The organism is Aeromonas sp. R2-1 (assembly GCF_040908425.1).
Lineage (GTDB): Bacteria > Pseudomonadota > Gammaproteobacteria > Enterobacterales > Aeromonadaceae > Aeromonas > Aeromonas caviae.
The window spans coordinates 335,920-351,082 of record NZ_JBFODR010000023.1; the positions used below are offsets into that span (position 1 = coordinate 335,920).

At 57.6% G+C, this 15,163-nt stretch carries 16 protein-coding genes; 12 read left to right on the forward strand and 4 right to left on the reverse strand.

Going from position 1 to position 15,163, the window contains the following annotated elements; genetic code table 11:
* Window positions 1-27 precede the first annotated feature (27 nt).
* Window positions 28-1,308: an HlyC/CorC family transporter gene (locus AB5Y80_RS07870; RefSeq protein ID WP_010673081.1), complete on the reverse strand. Its 1,281-nt coding sequence runs from the start codon at window positions 1,306-1,308 to the stop codon at window positions 28-30.
* Window positions 1,309-1,347: 39 nt separating this feature from the next.
* Complete coding sequence (gene ccsA, locus AB5Y80_RS07875) at window positions 1,348-2,139, reverse strand: inner membrane protein YpjD (protein WP_039040017.1); 792 nt, start codon at window positions 2,137-2,139, stop codon at window positions 1,348-1,350.
* Between the two features lie 285 nt (window positions 2,140-2,424).
* On the opposite strand from ccsA, the gene ffh reads away from it, so the two are divergent.
* The 5 genes from ffh to rplS all read left to right on the forward strand — a co-directional run bounded on the left by ffh (window position 2,425) and on the right by rplS (window position 5,942).
* Window positions 2,425-3,804: a signal recognition particle protein gene (gene ffh, locus AB5Y80_RS07880; protein WP_010673083.1), complete on the forward strand. Its 1,380-nt coding sequence runs from the start codon at window positions 2,425-2,427 to the stop codon at window positions 3,802-3,804.
* 179 nt (window positions 3,805-3,983) lie between these two features.
* Window positions 3,984-4,232, forward strand: coding sequence for a 30S ribosomal protein S16 (gene rpsP, locus AB5Y80_RS07885; RefSeq protein WP_010673084.1), 249 nt, complete (start codon window positions 3,984-3,986; stop codon window positions 4,230-4,232).
* Between the two features lie 24 nt (window positions 4,233-4,256).
* On the forward strand, window positions 4,257-4,778 hold the full coding sequence (gene rimM, locus AB5Y80_RS07890) for a ribosome maturation factor RimM (protein WP_039039979.1): 522 nt from the start codon (window positions 4,257-4,259) through the stop codon (window positions 4,776-4,778).
* 34 nt (window positions 4,779-4,812) lie between these two features.
* Complete coding sequence (trmD, locus tag AB5Y80_RS07895; RefSeq protein ID WP_010673086.1) at window positions 4,813-5,562, forward strand: tRNA (guanosine(37)-N1)-methyltransferase TrmD; 750 nt, start codon at window positions 4,813-4,815, stop codon at window positions 5,560-5,562.
* A gap of 32 nt (window positions 5,563-5,594) precedes the next feature.
* Window positions 5,595-5,942, forward strand: a complete 348-nt coding sequence (gene rplS, locus AB5Y80_RS07900) for a 50S ribosomal protein L19 (protein WP_005313505.1) — start codon at window positions 5,595-5,597, stop codon at window positions 5,940-5,942.
* A gap of 102 nt (window positions 5,943-6,044) precedes the next feature.
* On the opposite strand, the gene AB5Y80_RS07905 is transcribed toward rplS, so the two are convergent.
* Both AB5Y80_RS07905 and mutH read right to left on the reverse strand, forming a co-directional pair.
* Entirely contained in the window at window positions 6,045-6,374 is a 330-nt protein-coding gene (locus AB5Y80_RS07905) for an isoamylase early set domain-containing protein (protein WP_010673087.1), read from the reverse strand.
* Between the two features lie 83 nt (window positions 6,375-6,457).
* Entirely contained in the window at window positions 6,458-7,132 is a 675-nt protein-coding gene (gene mutH, locus AB5Y80_RS07910; protein WP_042014896.1) for a DNA mismatch repair endonuclease MutH, read from the reverse strand.
* A gap of 731 nt (window positions 7,133-7,863) precedes the next feature.
* Between mutH and rppH the strand changes: the two genes are divergently transcribed.
* The 7 genes from rppH to nhaR all read left to right on the forward strand — a co-directional run bounded on the left by rppH (window position 7,864) and on the right by nhaR (window position 15,159).
* Window positions 7,864-8,391, forward strand: a complete 528-nt coding sequence (rppH, locus tag AB5Y80_RS07915; protein ID WP_041210952.1) for an RNA pyrophosphohydrolase — start codon at window positions 7,864-7,866, stop codon at window positions 8,389-8,391.
* A gap of 13 nt (window positions 8,392-8,404) precedes the next feature.
* Window positions 8,405-10,684, forward strand: coding sequence for a phosphoenolpyruvate--protein phosphotransferase (gene ptsP / locus AB5Y80_RS07920; protein WP_010673090.1), 2,280 nt, complete (start codon window positions 8,405-8,407; stop codon window positions 10,682-10,684).
* 66 nt (window positions 10,685-10,750) lie between these two features.
* Window positions 10,751-11,575: a prolipoprotein diacylglyceryl transferase gene (lgt, locus tag AB5Y80_RS07925; RefSeq protein ID WP_043153049.1), complete on the forward strand. Its 825-nt coding sequence runs from the start codon at window positions 10,751-10,753 to the stop codon at window positions 11,573-11,575.
* Window positions 11,575-12,369 (forward strand): thymidylate synthase, encoded by a 795-nt coding sequence (gene thyA / locus AB5Y80_RS07930; RefSeq protein ID WP_042014892.1) that lies wholly within the window; start codon window positions 11,575-11,577, stop codon window positions 12,367-12,369. Before lgt ends, thyA begins: the two co-directional genes overlap by 1 nt.
* A gap of 279 nt (window positions 12,370-12,648) precedes the next feature.
* Window positions 12,649-13,839, forward strand: a complete 1,191-nt coding sequence (gene nhaA, locus AB5Y80_RS07935) for a Na+/H+ antiporter NhaA (RefSeq protein ID WP_368172765.1) — start codon at window positions 12,649-12,651, stop codon at window positions 13,837-13,839.
* 20 nt (window positions 13,840-13,859) lie between these two features.
* On the forward strand, window positions 13,860-14,240 hold the full coding sequence (locus AB5Y80_RS07940; RefSeq protein ID WP_368172779.1) for a hypothetical protein: 381 nt from the start codon (window positions 13,860-13,862) through the stop codon (window positions 14,238-14,240).
* Complete coding sequence (gene nhaR, locus AB5Y80_RS07945) at window positions 14,227-15,159, forward strand: transcriptional activator NhaR (RefSeq protein WP_010673095.1); 933 nt, start codon at window positions 14,227-14,229, stop codon at window positions 15,157-15,159. Before AB5Y80_RS07940 ends, nhaR begins: the two co-directional genes overlap by 14 nt.
* The last annotated feature ends 4 nt before the right edge of the window (window positions 15,160-15,163 follow it).

A 15,163-nucleotide genomic window follows, 5' to 3' on the forward strand; every position in this document is an offset into this window, starting at 1 on the left:
AAAAAGGCTGCCATTGGCAGCCTTTTTTCAATCCTCGTACCCTGAATCGTCCCGGTACAGGTGCGGCATGATCCTCGCCATCTTCACCATGTTGTTCTCCACTTCGAGAATTTCGATAGGGTAGCCCGCCAGCCTGACACTAATGTTGGGTTGGGGGATCTCCTCAAGGTACTCCAGGATGGCGCCATTGAGGGTCCGTGGGCCGTCCATGGGCAGGTGCCAGTCCATCTCCTTGTTCAGCTCGCGGATGCTGGCGGAGCCTTCAACCAGGAAGGAGCCGTCCGGCTGGGGATGGATCTCGTCACTCGGGGTCGGTGTCATGGAGGTGGTGAAGTCACCGACAATCTCTTCCAGGATGTCGTCCAGGGTGATCAGCCCCTGAATATCGCCATATTCGTCGACGATAAGGCCAATTCGCTCCTTGTTGCGCTGGAACTTGGCCAACTGCACGTTGAGGGGGGTCCCCTGGGGGATGAAATAGATGGGGTCGACTTCCCGCAGCAGGCTGGACTTGCTGAACTGATCCCGGGCGACCAGTCTCAGGGCATCCCGTGAGTGCAGGAAGCCGACGACGTCATCGATGTTGTCGCGATAGAGCAGGATCTTGGTGTGGGCGCAGTGGGCCAGCTGGCGCAGTATGATCTTCCAGTCGTCATTGATGTCGATGGCGGAGATCTCGCTGCGCGGGACCATGATGTTCTCCACCGTCATCTTGTCGAGATCCAGGATGCTTATCAGCATCTCCTGGTGGTGCTTGGGAATGAGATTGCCCGCCTCGTTGACGATGGTGCGCAGCTCTTCGGAATTGAGGGAGTCATCCTTGTTGTGCTCTAGACGCAAGAGTTTCAGCAGCAGGTTCGTGATGCTGTTGATGAGCCAGACAAGGGGAGCGAACGGCACCATCAGCCCCTTGAGGATCCAGGAGGCAGGGTAGGCTATCCGCTCGGGGAACATGGCCGCCAGTGTCTTGGGGGTGACTTCCCCGAATACCAGCACCACCAGGGTCAGCCCGAAGGTGGCAATGGCGACGCCGAGATCCCCGAACAGCCGGATGCAGACGATGGTCGCGATGGCGGAGGCCAGGATGTTGACCAGATTGTTGCCGATGAGAATGAGGCCAAGCAGGCGGTCCGGCCTGGCCAGCAGCTTCTCGACCCGGCGGGCAGCTTTGTGCTTGGTCTGGGCCAGATGCCGCAGCTTGTAGCGGTTGAGCGACATCAGACCGGTTTCGGAACTGGAGAAGAAGGCTGACAAAAGGATCAAGATAACGAGAACAATCAGCAATGTACTCGTTGAGATACTGTCCAAGAAGGGCTCCTGTAAGGATGGTTGGGGAATGTTCGTATGTCAGCTAAGCAGCACTTCCTTGACGAAGCGGCTGCCAAAATAGGCCAGTGTCAGGATGAAGCTGCCGATGAGGCTCAGCATGATGACCTTGCGGCCGCGCCAGCCACGGGTATGGTGGCCCCAGAGCAGCAGAGCGTAGACGCACCAGGCCAGGATAGAGAGGATGGCCTTGTGGGACTTGCCCTGGGCAAACATGTCTTCCAGGAAGAACAGGCCGGATGCGATGGAGAGGGTCAGCAGCAGCAGACCTGCGGAAATGAGCTGAAACAGGCGCTTCTCCACTGTCATCAGCGGTGGCATGGCTGGCAGGTGGCTGATCTTTCTGGATTTCAGTTGCCTGTCCAGGCAGGCAAGCTGGAGGGCAAACAAGCAGGCGATCATCAGTACCGAATAGGCCATCAGCGCGAGGCCTATGTGCAGCAGTAACTGGGGGTGCGCTTCCAGATGGGTGATGTAGCGGCCGGGAATGAGCGCGCTGGCTGCCAGCAGCAGGGCTGAAAAACTGTAGACGACGGGCAGCAGGATCCAGCCGTTGAAGCGTCGGGTGACGCAGGTCATGAAGCAACTGATGATAAGGCTGACCAGGGACGCCACGTTCAACATGCTGAGATTCTGGCCGGAATGGGTGGCCAGCACTTCGCTGCCCACCGCCATGCCATGGGCGGTCAGGGCCAGGCCGACACAGGCGAACAGCGATACTTGCCCGACGGGCTTGGCGCTGAGCAGCAGGTGCAGTGAGGCGATGATGGCCAGCAGGTAAAACGCCAGGGCCAGAACAGAGATCACGATCATAACCAGGTCGTTGTCAAACAAGCTTTATGGATAAGAGGGGCAGTATACCTTGCACAAGATATGCTCGCCAGTTGTGCCAGAGGCTAACTGCCCACATATAAGTAGGCGTTGATGGTCACCGTGCGGCGAATAATCGTCCTCCGGCGTTGACTGGGGTATACTGCCCTCCATTTGTTGACCTGCCCGTTCGATGGCAGGCCGCCGCGGCAAGCGGCGAGTAATCGTCCCTAGAGTGCTGACCGGGGTATAATGCCCCCAGTGTCACGCCAAGAACCGGAAAGCGTCATGTTTGAGAATTTGACTGAACGACTCTCGCGCACCCTGCGCAACGTCAGCGGCCGCGGCCGTCTGACCGAAGAGAATATCAAGGATACCCTGCGCGAAGTCCGCATGGCGTTGCTCGAGGCGGACGTCGCCTTGCCGGTGGTGCGCGATTTTGTGGCGCGCGTCAAGGAACGAGCCGTGGGCCAGGAAGTGGCCAAATCCCTTAGCCCGGGCCAGGCCTTCATCAAGATAGTCCATGGCGAACTGGTCACCGTGATGGGGGAGGCCAACGAACAGCTCAACCTGGCTGCCCAGCCGCCGGCCATCATCCTGATGGCAGGTCTTCAGGGGGCCGGTAAGACCACTACGGTCGGCAAACTGGCCAAACTGCTCAAGGAGCGCAGCAAGAAAAAGGTGCTGGTGGTCAGTGCGGACGTCTACCGTCCGGCGGCGATCAAGCAGCTTGAGACCCTTGCGGGCGACATCGGTGTCGACTTCTTCCCGAGTGATGCCAGCCAGAAACCGATCGCCATTGCCACTGCCGCCATCGATCAGGCGCGCAAGAAGTTCTATGACGTGGTGATCGTCGATACAGCCGGTCGTCTGCACGTCGATGGCGAAATGATGGCGGAGATCCAGGATCTGCACGCCACCATCAAGCCGGTCGAAACCCTGTTCGTGGTGGATGCCATGACAGGCCAGGATGCTGCCAATACCGCCAAGGCCTTCAACGAGGCGCTGCCGCTCACCGGTGTGATCCTTACCAAGGCAGACGGTGATGCCCGCGGTGGTGCCGCACTGTCGGTGCGCCACATCACCGGCAAACCGGTCAAGTTCATCGGTATGGGCGAGAAGACCGACGCGCTGGAGCCGTTCCATCCGGATCGTCTCGCCTCCCGCATCCTCGGCATGGGGGATGTGCTCTCTCTCATCGAAGAGGTGGAGCGCAACGTCGATAAAGAGAAGGCGGCCAAGCTGGCCAGCAAGGTCAAGAGTGGCAAGGGCTTCGATCTGGAAGACTTCCGTGAGCAGCTGGCCCAGATGCGCAACATGGGTGGCATGATGGGGATGCTCGACAAGCTGCCTGGCATGTCCGGCCTGCCGGACAACATCAAGGATCAGATGGATGACAAGCTCACCGTGCGGATGGAGGCCATTATCAGCTCCATGACGCCGAAAGAGCGTGCCCATCCCGATCTCATCAAGGGCTCCCGCAAGCGCCGCATCGCTGCGGGCTCCGGCATGCAGGTCCAGGATGTGAACAAGCTGCTCAAGCAGTTCACCGAGATGCAGCGCATGATGAAGAAGATGTCCGGCAAGGGCGGCATGCGCAAGATGATGGGCCAGATGAAGAACATGCTGCCCCCCGGATTCGGTGGTGGCGGTCGCGGTCCGTTCTGATTTTCCTGCTGGTCAGGCAGAAAGGCTCACCCTGGTGAGCCTTTTTCATGCCAATCCCTGCGCAAAAAATAGCTGGCTTGGTTGCAATTATTACGAATCCAAGTAGAATTACGCGGCTTATTTTAAGCTAGGGTCTGCGTATTTGCAGGCCTTGTTCATTAGATGTTTATGAGGACGATATGGTAACCATTCGTTTACAACGTGGTGGCGCGAAAAAGCGTCCGTTCTACCAGGTAGTAGTTGCTGACAGCCGTAACGCCCGTGACGGTCGTTTCATCGAGCGCGTCGGTTTCTTCAACCCGGTTGCTGCTGGTAACGCTGAAAAGCTGAACCTGGACCTGGCTCGTATCGAGCATTGGGTTGCTACTGGTGCCGCTGTTTCTGACCGCGTTGCCAAGCTGATCAAAGACGCTGCCAAAGCTGCTTAATCAGCCAAACGGTAGGGAGTTAAGGTGGAAAAACCTGTAGTTCTGGGCACCCTGGGGACCGTTTACGGGATCAAGGGCTGGCTTAAAGTGAACTCCTTCACCGATGTTGCCGAAGCGATTTTCGATTACAACCCCTGGCTGATCAATCAGAACGGGGCGTGGCGTGAAATCCGGGTGTCATCCTGGAAGCGTCACAACAAGGGTCTGATCTGCAAACTCGATGGTATCGATGTGCGTGAGGATGCCCTGGCATTGACCAACGTCGAGATTGGCGTCCCCGCCGATCTGTTGCCTGCGTTGCCCGAAGGGGAGTTCTACTGGCGTGACCTCATTGGTTGCACCGTGGTAACCACCAAGGGATACGACCTGGGCAAGGTGACCGAATTGATGGAAACCGGCTCCAACGATGTGTTGGTGGTTGAGGCCAATGTAAAAGATGCCTTTGGTGCAAAGGAGCGGCTGATACCGTTCCTGGAAGAGCAGGTGATCAAGAATATTGATCTGACTGCTCGAACAATCGAAGTTGATTGGGATCCTGGTTTCTAGTTTCCCGCGCTAACACGGGTGCCGGAGGTTTCTTATGTGGATTGGGGTCATTAGCCTCTTCCCGGAAATGTTCCGAGCCATTACCGAGCACGGGGTAACGGGTCGGGCCGTCAAGAGTGGCCTGCTGCAGATTGAGTGCTGGAACCCTCGGGACTTCACCCACGACAAACACCGTACGGTCGATGATCGTCCTTATGGTGGTGGGCCCGGCATGTTGATGATGGTTCAGCCGCTGCGTGATGCCATTCATGCAGCCAAGCAAGCGGCGGGAGACGGGGCGAAAGTCATCTATCTCTCTCCTCAGGGACGCAAGCTGACTCAAGCGGGCGTAACCGAGTTGGCGACGAATCAGAAACTGATTCTGGTCGCCGGTCGATACGAAGGTATCGATGAGCGCGTGATACAAACCGAAGTCGACGAAGAGTGGTCTATCGGAGATTACGTGTTAAGTGGTGGCGAGCTGCCTGCCATGACCCTGATCGATGCGGTTTCGCGTCTGGTCCCGGGGGTCTTGGGTGATCAGGCCAGTGCCGAGCAGGACTCCTTCACGGATGGGCTGCTGGATCATCCCCACTATACTCGGCCGGAGGTGTTGGATGGGCTGACGGTGCCCGAGGCGCTGACAAGCGGCAATCACGAAGTGATTCGGCGCTGGCGACTCAAGCAATCGCTCGGACGAACCTGGCAGAGAAGGCCGGAACTTATTAACAACCTAGCTCTGACTGACGAGCAAGAATCACTTCTTGCCGAGTATGTCCGCGAAGTGCGTGACAGCGTTAAGTAGAGTTTTCAGTTTATCCTAGGTAAGGAAAGACAATGAGCAAGATTATTCAGCAGCTTGAACAAGAGCAACTGCGTACCGACATCCCGGCTTTTGCCCAGGGCGACACCGTACGTGTTCAAGTTCGTGTTAAAGAAGGTGGTAAAGAGCGTCTGCAGGCTTTCGAAGGCATCGTGATTGCCAAGCGTAACCGCGGTCTGCACTCTGCTTTCACCGTTCGCAAGATCTCCAACGGCGAAGGTGTTGAGCGTGTATTCCAGACTCACTCTCCGCTGATCCACAGTGTAGAACTGAAGCGTCGTGGTGATGTTCGCCGCGCCAAACTGTACTACCTGCGCAACCTGTCCGGCAAAGCTGCTCGTATCAAAGAGAAGCTCAACTAATTCGATTCGAATTGGTGTCGGTATGTCGGCGAAAAGCTCGACAGGTAGTGAAAAGGCTCGCCAATGGCGAGCCTTTTTTGTATCCGTGTGCGGGGTATTGGCTCAACCGGGCTGGCTGACCCGCACCACAGAGTTGTCACGCCCGAAGGGGCCAGGCACATAGTCGTCCGCCTCCCAGTCGTTGTCATAAAGGGTTTCACCATCGGGTTGCACTAGCTGATAGCAATACTCGAAATGGCTGGGGCCATCGGTCGGCAGGTTGAGTGTCGCCTTGAACTCCCCGTTTTTCATCCTCTTCAGTTCAATGGGCTGCCACTGGCTGAATTCACCCAGCAGCAAGACCTGCTCGGCATCACCGGCGGCCTCCTTTTCGACGGCAAAGGTCACCTTTACCTCGGGACGCGATTTGAGGAATTGCTTGTTGATCGGCATATGGACTCCTTGTCACTGGCTGCGAAGAAAGTAGCGTTGGTTATTTTTATATCACTTTATGACAAGGATGTTGATAAACAGGATCAAAGGGGGAGGGCAAAATGGCGCTGCAGGAGTTGATGGGTGAACTCGATCTTGAGGTAGAAGCCCCGTGGTAGCGTCATGATGGGTTGGCCATTGCGGCCGATAGCGCGGGTCAGCGCCTTGCTGTTGGCCGCCTTGGGGCGCAGCTGCAATACTTGGCCGTGGCGGGCGCTGATCTGCTCCACTTCCCCCAGCACTATCATGTCCATCAGCTCTTCCCAGTCCTGTCGCAGCAGTCCTTCTTCCTCTTCATTCGGGCTCCATAGCAGCGGCATGCCGACGCGACGGTCGCCGACAGGGATGTCGCGGCTGCCTTCCACCGGGATCCAGAGCACCCGCGACAGCTTGTTGCGCACGTTCGACTCCTCCCAGCGCTGGCCGCTGACCCCGATGAGGGGGGCCACGCAGACAAAGGTGGTTTCCAGCGGGCGCCCTTGAGGATCGACGGGGATCGTCTTGAGCTCGATACCGAGATCCGGAAAATCCTGCTCGGGACGACTACCTGCACTGGCCCCCAGCTGCCACTCGATCAACTGCCCTGTCCAGCCCTTGTCACGTCTGAGATCCCGCGGTACGGGGATGCCCGCCGTTGCGGCAAGCTGGGCCAGAGTGAAGCCAGCCATGGCGTAGGCTCGACTGAGCAGCTCTTGTTCTGACTGGGGATTGGCAGGCATGAGGGCTCCTCTGGAGATAATAGACATCGCAATACGGATCCTTGCATGGTATCGCTGATTTTATAACCGATCCTCGCCCGACTATACACAGGGAGACATGGGTGACAGAATTCAACATATCTAAATGATTTTAAAGGGTTTTACTTTATTTATCCAGTATGTTGGCCCGCCGGATCCCCACATAAACGAGTTGTCCAAGGGTTTGTGCGAGCTGTTGCACACAGTTATCCACAGAAATCTTGGATAACTGGCGTAAAGTGGTGAAAGGAAGCGTGGCACCAGAAATAAATGTGAGAGTACGCCGATTTTCAGCGCCATTTCGGTGCAGATAATGCGCCATATCTGTGGATAAATCCGTCTTGGTGGATCTTTGAGCAGTCGAACTTGTTCACAATTGACAGGCTGGATCCTCTTAGGCAAAAGACATGGATCTTGATCCAGCAATTAAACTATAACCTTATGTATTTAAATGTATATTTTGTTTTTAAGTGAATCGGGTATGATATGCTTCCGTGCAATGCCACAGTATAAAACTACTGTATATACCTGCTTGATCACAGGTTTATGCACAGTCTGGGTGGGCAACTTGCCTAGCATGAACCTTCAATTTGTTTATAACTTTGCTTGAAATGCCAAGTTATTCATGAATGGAAGATGACAGTCCCTGTTTGCCGCCACGGGGTGAATGTGGAACAATCTCGTTATAGATTCAGCCTTTATAAGGTGATCACGTGATAGATGGTGACGGATTTCGTCCCAATGTCGGCATCGTGATCTGTAACCGTGACGGACAAGTATTGTGGGCTAAGCGCTATGGGCAGCACTCCTGGCAGTTTCCGCAGGGGGGGGTTGATGATGGTGAATCGCCGGAACAGGCCATGTATCGTGAGCTGTATGAGGAGATAGGCCTCAAGCAGGACGATGTGACCATACTGGCGACCAGTCGCAACTGGCTGAAGTATCGCTTACCCAAACGACTCGTCCGCTGGGACAGTTCACCGGTCTGTATTGGCCAGAAGCAGAAATGGTTTTTGTTGCAGCTCGATCCTGGCAAAGAGGCCAGGATCCAGTTTGGCTGTCATGGTCACCCGGAATTTGATGATTGGCGTTGGGTCAGCTTCTGGTACCCGGTTCGTCAGGTCGTCTCCTTCAAGCGGGAGGTTTACCGCCGGGTGATGAAGGAGTTTGCCCCGCTGGCCATGCCAGTCCCCGTGGTGCAGGCTAACCGAAAAGATGGGCGGCGCAACCGCTCGCGTTAAGGAGCACAACTAGTTGCTGACGGAACTCAGACGCATCGTGGAAAGCATGGCCGAGGCCAACACCCTCGAACAGGCCTTGCAAGCATTGGTGAGCCAGACCCGGCTCGCCATGACGGTGGACTGCTGCTCCGTCTATGTGGCCGAGCCGGACATGCGCCGCTATCGACTGGCCGCGACCGATGGTCTGGCCGAATCGGCCGTGGGCAAGGCCACCCTGCCGTTCGAGCAGGGTATCGTCGGCTTGGTGGGTCAGCGTGAAGAGCTGATCAACCTGGCCGATGCCCCCTCTCACCCCAGTTTCAAGTTCCTGCCCGATGTGGCGGAAGAGGCGTTTCGCTCCTTCCTCGGCGCTCCCATCATGCATCAGCGTCAGGTGGTGGGGATTCTGGTCGTGCAGCAGAAGGAGAGCCGCCTCTTCGATGAGGGGGAGGAGTCCTTCATGGTCACCCTGGCGGCTCAGCTGGCTGCCCGCATCGCCCAGGCCCAGGCCAAGGGGTGGCTGCAGAAGACCGACTGGAGCAAGCCGCTGCGCGGTATTGCCGGGGCGAGTGGCATCGCCATCGCCAAGGCCTGGGTGTGGCGTCCGCGCAAGGCGCTCAATACCATCACGCCGCGCAAGGACGAGGATCATGCCAAGCAGCTTGCCCGTCTCGAGCTGGCGGTGGAGGAAGTGCGCCATGATCTGGAGAGCCTGGCACTGCGCTTTCGCGAGAGCTACAGCCAGGACTCGGTCGCCATCTTCGACATCTATCTGCACCTGCTTAACGATCCCGGCTACATCAAGCCCATCCGCAACAAGGTCAGCAAGGAACACTGGACGGCGATCTCGGCGGTCAAACTCATCAGCGATCGGCTGATAGAGCAGTTCAAGGGGATGAAGGATCCCTATCTGCGGGAACGCTCCACCGATGTGAAAGACATCGCCCAGCGGCTCATCAGCCGGCTGGTGCAGGACGAACCCGAGCAGCTCACCATCGGCGAACCCGTGGTGCTGGTCGCCGATGAAGTGACGGCCACCATCCTTGCGGAGATCCCGAGGGAATTTCTGAGCGGTGTGGTGTCGCTCAAGGGCGGGACCAACTCCCATGCCGCCATCCTGGCCCGTGCCATGGGGGTGGCGGCCATCATGGGGGTGGATCTGCCCCTCGGTGACATCGGCGGGCGCACTCTGGTCATCGATGGCTACAGCGGCGATCTCTTCATCGAACCCAACCAGGTGATCCTGACCGAGTACCGGCAACTGCTGAGTGAGGAGCGGGCACTCGACACCCTGGTGCGTAGCGTCGACAACCAGCCCTCCGAGACCGCCGACGGCACCAAGGTCTCTCTGCTGCTCAACGCAGGGCTGAGTGCGGATACCGAGATCTCCCTCAATCATCTGGCGGACGGGGTCGGGCTCTATCGCACCGAGATCCCCTTCATGCTGCAGGACAGCTTCCCTTCGGAGTGGGAGCAGACTGCCCGCTATCGCGGGATCCTGGAAACCTATCGGGATCGCCCGGTTTGCATGCGGACTCTGGACGTGGGGGGGGACAAACAACTGCCCTATTTCCCCATCGTGGAGGAAAATCCCTTCCTTGGTTGGCGGGGGATCCGGCTCACCCTGGATCACCCCGAGCTCTTCCTGGTTCAGCTCAAGGCCATGTTGCGGGCCAGCGAAGGGCTGGACAATCTGGCCATCATGCTGCCGATGATCAGCAGCGTCAGTGAAATCAAGGCCTCCCGTCGTCTGCTGGATCAGGCGTGGCGCGAGGTGTCGGAAGAAGCGGCCAGCCGCGATGCGGTGATCCGCTACCCCAGTCTCGGAGTGATGATAGAAGTCCCCTCCGCGCTGTACATCCTGCCGGAGATGGCGCCGCTCATCGACTTCTGGTCGGTGGGCAGCAACGACCTGACTCAGTACCTGCTGGCGGTGGATCGCAACAATGCCCGTGTCGCCAGCATCTACGATGCCTTCCATCCCGCGGTGATCCGCGCTTTGCAACTGTTGGTCGATGCCTCTCAGCGCTATCACAAGCCGGTCTCTGTTTGTGGCGAGCTGGCTGGCGATCCGGTCGGGGTGCTGCTGCTGCTGGCCATGGGCTATCGCCGTTTCAGCATGAATACCCACAACATCTCCCGCATCAAATACGTGCTGCGGCAATCCGACCTTGGCGAGTTGAAGGCGCTGATGGCCGATGGTCTCAAGCATGATAATCCTCACGTGCTGCGCGGCCTGTTTGCCCGCTATCTGGAAGAGCACGGTCTGGGAGGCTTGCTGCGGGCTGGGCACAAGGTCAGGCTGCCCGATTGATATTCCGTCTTGTTACTGCGTAAGAATGATCGGAGAATGCGGCTTTTCTTATGATTGGGGCCGCCTATGCAGCACGACGGATATTGGGTTTTCTCGCAGATTGATCCCGTAGCATTCAGTTTGGGACCATTATCGGTACGCTGGTATGGTCTCATGTACCTGTTCGGTTTTGCCTTCGCCATGTGGCTGGCTGGTCGCCGTGCCGATGCACCCAACAGCGGCTGGACCCGCAACGAGGTCTCGGATCTGCTGTTTTATGGCTTTCTCGGGGTGATCCTGGGTGGCCGTATCGGCTATGTGCTGTTCTATAACTTCGATCTCTTCCTCGCCGACCCGACCTATCTGTTCAAGATATGGACCGGTGGCATGTCGTTCCACGGTGGCCTCATCGGGGTGATCACCGCCATGATCTGGTTTGCCCACAAAACCCAGCGCCACTTCTTCACCGTGGCGGATTTCGTGGCGCCGCTGATTCCGTTTGGCCTCGGTGTTGGCCGCATCGGCAACTTCATGAACGGCGAGCTGTGGGGTCGGGTGACCGATGTCCCCTGGGCCATCATCTTCCCCGAGGCGGGCCCCGAGCCGCGTCATCCGTCCCAGCTCTATCAGTTCGCGCTGGAAGGGGTGGTGCTCTTCATCATCCTGAACCTGTTCTGGCGCAAGCACCCGCCCCGTGGCGCCATCTCCGGCATGTTCCTGCTGTTCTACGGTCTGTTCCGCTTCCTGGTGGAGTTTGTTCGTCAGCCTGACAGCCAGCTGGGTCTCTACTTCAACGAGATCAGCATGGGCCAGATCCTCTCTACCCCGATGATAGTGGCGGGGGGGCTCATGGTCTGGGCCGCCTACAAGCAGCCCCGTCTGTTCGGCAATGCACCGAAGGAGGCGAAGTAATGCGTGCCTATCTCGACCTGATGCAGAAAATTCTGGATGAAGGGACTGTCAAATCCGATCGTACCGGGACCGGGACCGTCTCCCTGTTCGGTCATCAGATGCGCTTCAATCTGGCGGAAGGATTCCCGCTGGTGACCACCAAGAAGTGCCACCTGCGCTCCATCATTCACGAGCTGCTCTGGTTCCTCAACGGCGATACCAACACCGCCTATCTGAAAGAGCACGGTGTCAGCATCTGGGACGAGTGGGCCGACGAGCACGGTGATCTGGGGCCTGTCTATGGTGCCCAGTGGCGCTCCTGGCCGGCGGCCGATGGGTCTGTCATCGACCAGATCCAGAAGGCGGTGGACGACATCCAGCACAACCCGGATTCCCGCCGCATCATCGTCTCCGCCTGGAACGTAGGCGAGCTGGACAAAATGGCGTTGGCACCCTGCCACGCCTTCTTCCAGTTCTATGTGGCGGATGGCAAGCTCTCCTGCCAGCTCTACCAGCGTAGTTGTGATGTTTTCCTTGGCCTGCCGTTCAACATTGCCAGCTATGCGCTGCTGACCCACATGATGGCGCAGCAGTGCGATCTGGAAGTGGGGGACTTTGTCTGGACCGGTGGCGATGTGCACCTCTATTCCAACCACATGGAGCAGACGGCACTGCAACTCACCCGCGAGCCGCGCCCCTTGCCGCAACTGGTGATCAAGCGCAAACCTGACTCCATCTTCGATTACAGATTCGAGGATTTCGAGATCCAGGGCTATGATCCCCATCCTGGGATCAAGGCGCCTGTCGCTATTTGAGTAGATAATGAGCCTGGGGCGAGTATCGTCTCCCAGGTGACGATGAATCGACACTCAGCTGTTAGAGGCACCCTCGGGTGCCTTTTTGCATTTTATGTGAATTAATATGCAACATTCCGGGTGGAGAGATGGCTCCTGAAAAGGGGAAATAACCTGCTTATAGCAGGCATTATCTGTTTTGCTTTCGGTTTTTTCGTTGTTATCAGCCGTTAGAAACGATTTTTCATTGAGCTACTCTGGCCCTAGACTGAAAAGATGCAATTTTATGGGTAGTTAGATATGAGCGATGTATTCAAGCGTTTTCTCAAACTGGAGTCCGCTTCCGGGATCATTCTGATCCTGGCCGCCCTGCTTGCCATCGGCCTGGCCAATTCGGCGCTGGCGCAACACTATCAGGGCTTCCTCAATACCGAGGTACAGGTTCGCATCGCGGCGCTCGACATCAACAAGCCGCTGCTGCTCTGGATCAACGATGGCTTCATGGCGATCTTCTTCCTGCTGGTGGGTCTCGAGGTGAAGCGAGAGATGCTGGAGGGGGCGCTTTCCTCCCGGGTGCAGGCAACCTTCCCGGCCATTGCTGCCGTGGGGGGGATGTTGGCACCGGCCCTCATCTATAGCTTCTTCAACTACGGAGACGAGGCTACCCGTGCTGGCTGGGCGATTCCGGCCGCCACCGACATCGCCTTCGCTCTCGGGGTCATGGCGCTGCTGGGCAAGCGGGTACCGACCAGCCTCAAGGTCTTCTTGCTGGCGCTGGCTATCATGGACGATCTGGGGGTCATCATCATCATTGCCCTCTTCTACACCCAGCAACTGTCGCTGACTGCGCTGGCGATAGGTGTGGTGGCCACCCTGGCCTTGCTCTGGATGAATCGCCGTGGTGAGGACAGGATTGGACTCTATATGCTGGTCGGTCTGGTGCTCTGGGTTGCCGTGCTCAAGTCCGGTGTCCATGCGACCCTGGCGGGTGTCATCGTGGGCTTCATGATCCCCCTCAACGGCAAGCGTTACGCATCGCCACTCAAGCATCTGGAGCATGTGCTGCACCCCTGGAGCGCCTTCCTGATCCTGCCACTGTTCGCTTTCGCCAACGCCGGGGTATCGCTGGAGGGGATCTACTTCTCGGCTCTGCTCAATCCGCTCCCCATGGGGATCATCCTGGGGCTCTTCGTCGGCAAGCCGCTCGGGATTTTCACCATCAGCTGGCTGGCTGTGAAATCAGGCATTGCCCAATTGCCGCAAGGAGTGAACTTCAGACAGATCTTTGCCGTCAGCATCCTGTGTGGCATCGGCTTCACCATGTCGATGTTTATCGCATCGCTGGCATTCGAGCATGGCGGACTGGACTACGGCAGCTACTCGCGCCTCGGGATCTTGGCAGGTTCCACACTCGCGGCCGTGATCGGTTACATCGCCCTGCGGCTATCGCTGCCCAATCGGGAGGCGAATCAAAGTACGGAGGGGTTATGAGAAAACTAGGATGGTTAGTCATGCTGGCGAGCCCTGCACTCTGGGCAGATAGCCTGGTTGATTGTCAGCGGGATGCCACCTCGGCAAGTTGTTCTGCCTATCTCAACGGGGTGGTCGACAGCGCACTCATGCTGGGGGACTCTCAGGTAAAAGCCCGGTTCGGAGAGACCTTCGCCGAACGGGCACTGGGCAGTCGTGCCGGCGAGCGAGTCAAGCTGTCCAACAAGCGCTACTGCACCGAGCGAATGCCGGATGCCGATCGTCTCAAGGCCCATCTGCAGGCACAGTTCGACTCGAACAAGGTTGACTCGATCAGCGACATGTATGACATTCTGGCGGTTGAACTCAGCTGCTACCGGAGCCCGCCTAGCGCGGGAACCCCATCGGATGTCACACCTTAACTACAACCATCTCTACTATTTTTGGATGACTCAGAAGAAGGGCTCCGTCACGCAGGCGGCGGAAGCCCTCTTTTTGACCCCACAGACCGTGACCGGTCAGATCAAACTGCTTGAGCAGCGTCTTGGCGGCAAGTTGCTGATCAGAAAGGGGCGCTCCCTTGAGGCCACCGAGCTTGGCCAACTGGTATTTCGCTATGCGGACAAGATGTTCAGCCTCTCCTACGAGATGCTGGATATCGTCAACTACCGCAAGGAGAGCCAGATCCTGTTCGACGTGGGTATCGCCGATGCACTCTCCAAGCGTCTTGCCAGCCGGGTACTGCTCTCCGTGATCCCCAATGATGGTTCCATTCACCTGCGCTGCTTCGAGTCGACTCATGAACTGCTCCTGGAGCAGTTGAGCGAGCACAAGCTCGACATGATCCTCTCTGACTGCCCGGTGGACTCCAGCCAGCATGCTGGGTTGCTGTCCAAGCGCCTGGGGGGATGCGGCGTCAGTTTCTTCTGCAAGGCGCCTTTGCCCTCCCAGCCTTTCCCTGCTTGCCTGGAAGAGCGCAAGCTGCTCATCCCGGGCCGTCGCACCGCCATGGGTCGTCAACTGACCCAGTGGTTCGAGCAGCAGGGGATTTCCCCCAGCATTCTGGGAGAATTCGACGATGCGGCGCTGATGAAGGCGTTCGGCTTCTTCAACCAGGGCATCTTCATGGCTCCGACCATCTATCGGGAAGAGATCCTGGAGGGGGAGGAGGTGATGCTGCTAGGTGAAACCCAGGATCTGATGGAGGAGTATTACGTCATCTTTGCCGAGCGGATGATCCAACATCCTGCGGTCAAGCGAGTATGCGAGAGTGATTTCTCCTTCCTCTTTGCCGGGCAGGAGGATTTCACGGCCATTCAGCCGGCAAGCCTCTCGTTTTAAATCG

Excerpts from the sequence above, each read along its gene's own strand:
- ccsA (WP_039040017.1), bottom strand. The coding sequence starts at position 2,139 with ATGATCGTGATCTCTGTTCTGGCCCTGGCGTTTTACCTGCTGGCCATC.
- ffh (WP_010673083.1), top strand. The coding sequence starts at position 2,425 with ATGTTTGAGAATTTGACTGAACGACTCTCGCGCACCCTGCGCAACGTC.
- rpsP (WP_010673084.1), top strand. The coding sequence starts at position 3,984 with ATGGTAACCATTCGTTTACAACGTGGTGGCGCGAAAAAGCGTCCGTTC.
- trmD (WP_010673086.1), top strand. The coding sequence starts at position 4,813 with ATGTGGATTGGGGTCATTAGCCTCTTCCCGGAAATGTTCCGAGCCATT.
- rplS (WP_005313505.1), top strand. The coding sequence starts at position 5,595 with ATGAGCAAGATTATTCAGCAGCTTGAACAAGAGCAACTGCGTACCGAC.
- AB5Y80_RS07905 (WP_010673087.1), bottom strand. The coding sequence starts at position 6,374 with ATGCCGATCAACAAGCAATTCCTCAAATCGCGTCCCGAGGTAAAGGTG.
- mutH (WP_042014896.1), bottom strand. The coding sequence starts at position 7,132 with ATGCCTGCCAATCCCCAGTCAGAACAAGAGCTGCTCAGTCGAGCCTAC.
- lgt (WP_043153049.1), top strand. The coding sequence starts at position 10,751 with ATGCAGCACGACGGATATTGGGTTTTCTCGCAGATTGATCCCGTAGCA.
- thyA (WP_042014892.1), top strand. The coding sequence starts at position 11,575 with ATGCGTGCCTATCTCGACCTGATGCAGAAAATTCTGGATGAAGGGACT.
- nhaA (WP_368172765.1), top strand. The coding sequence starts at position 12,649 with ATGAGCGATGTATTCAAGCGTTTTCTCAAACTGGAGTCCGCTTCCGGG.
- AB5Y80_RS07940 (WP_368172779.1), top strand. The coding sequence starts at position 13,860 with ATGCTGGCGAGCCCTGCACTCTGGGCAGATAGCCTGGTTGATTGTCAG.
- nhaR (WP_010673095.1), top strand. The coding sequence starts at position 14,227 with ATGTCACACCTTAACTACAACCATCTCTACTATTTTTGGATGACTCAG.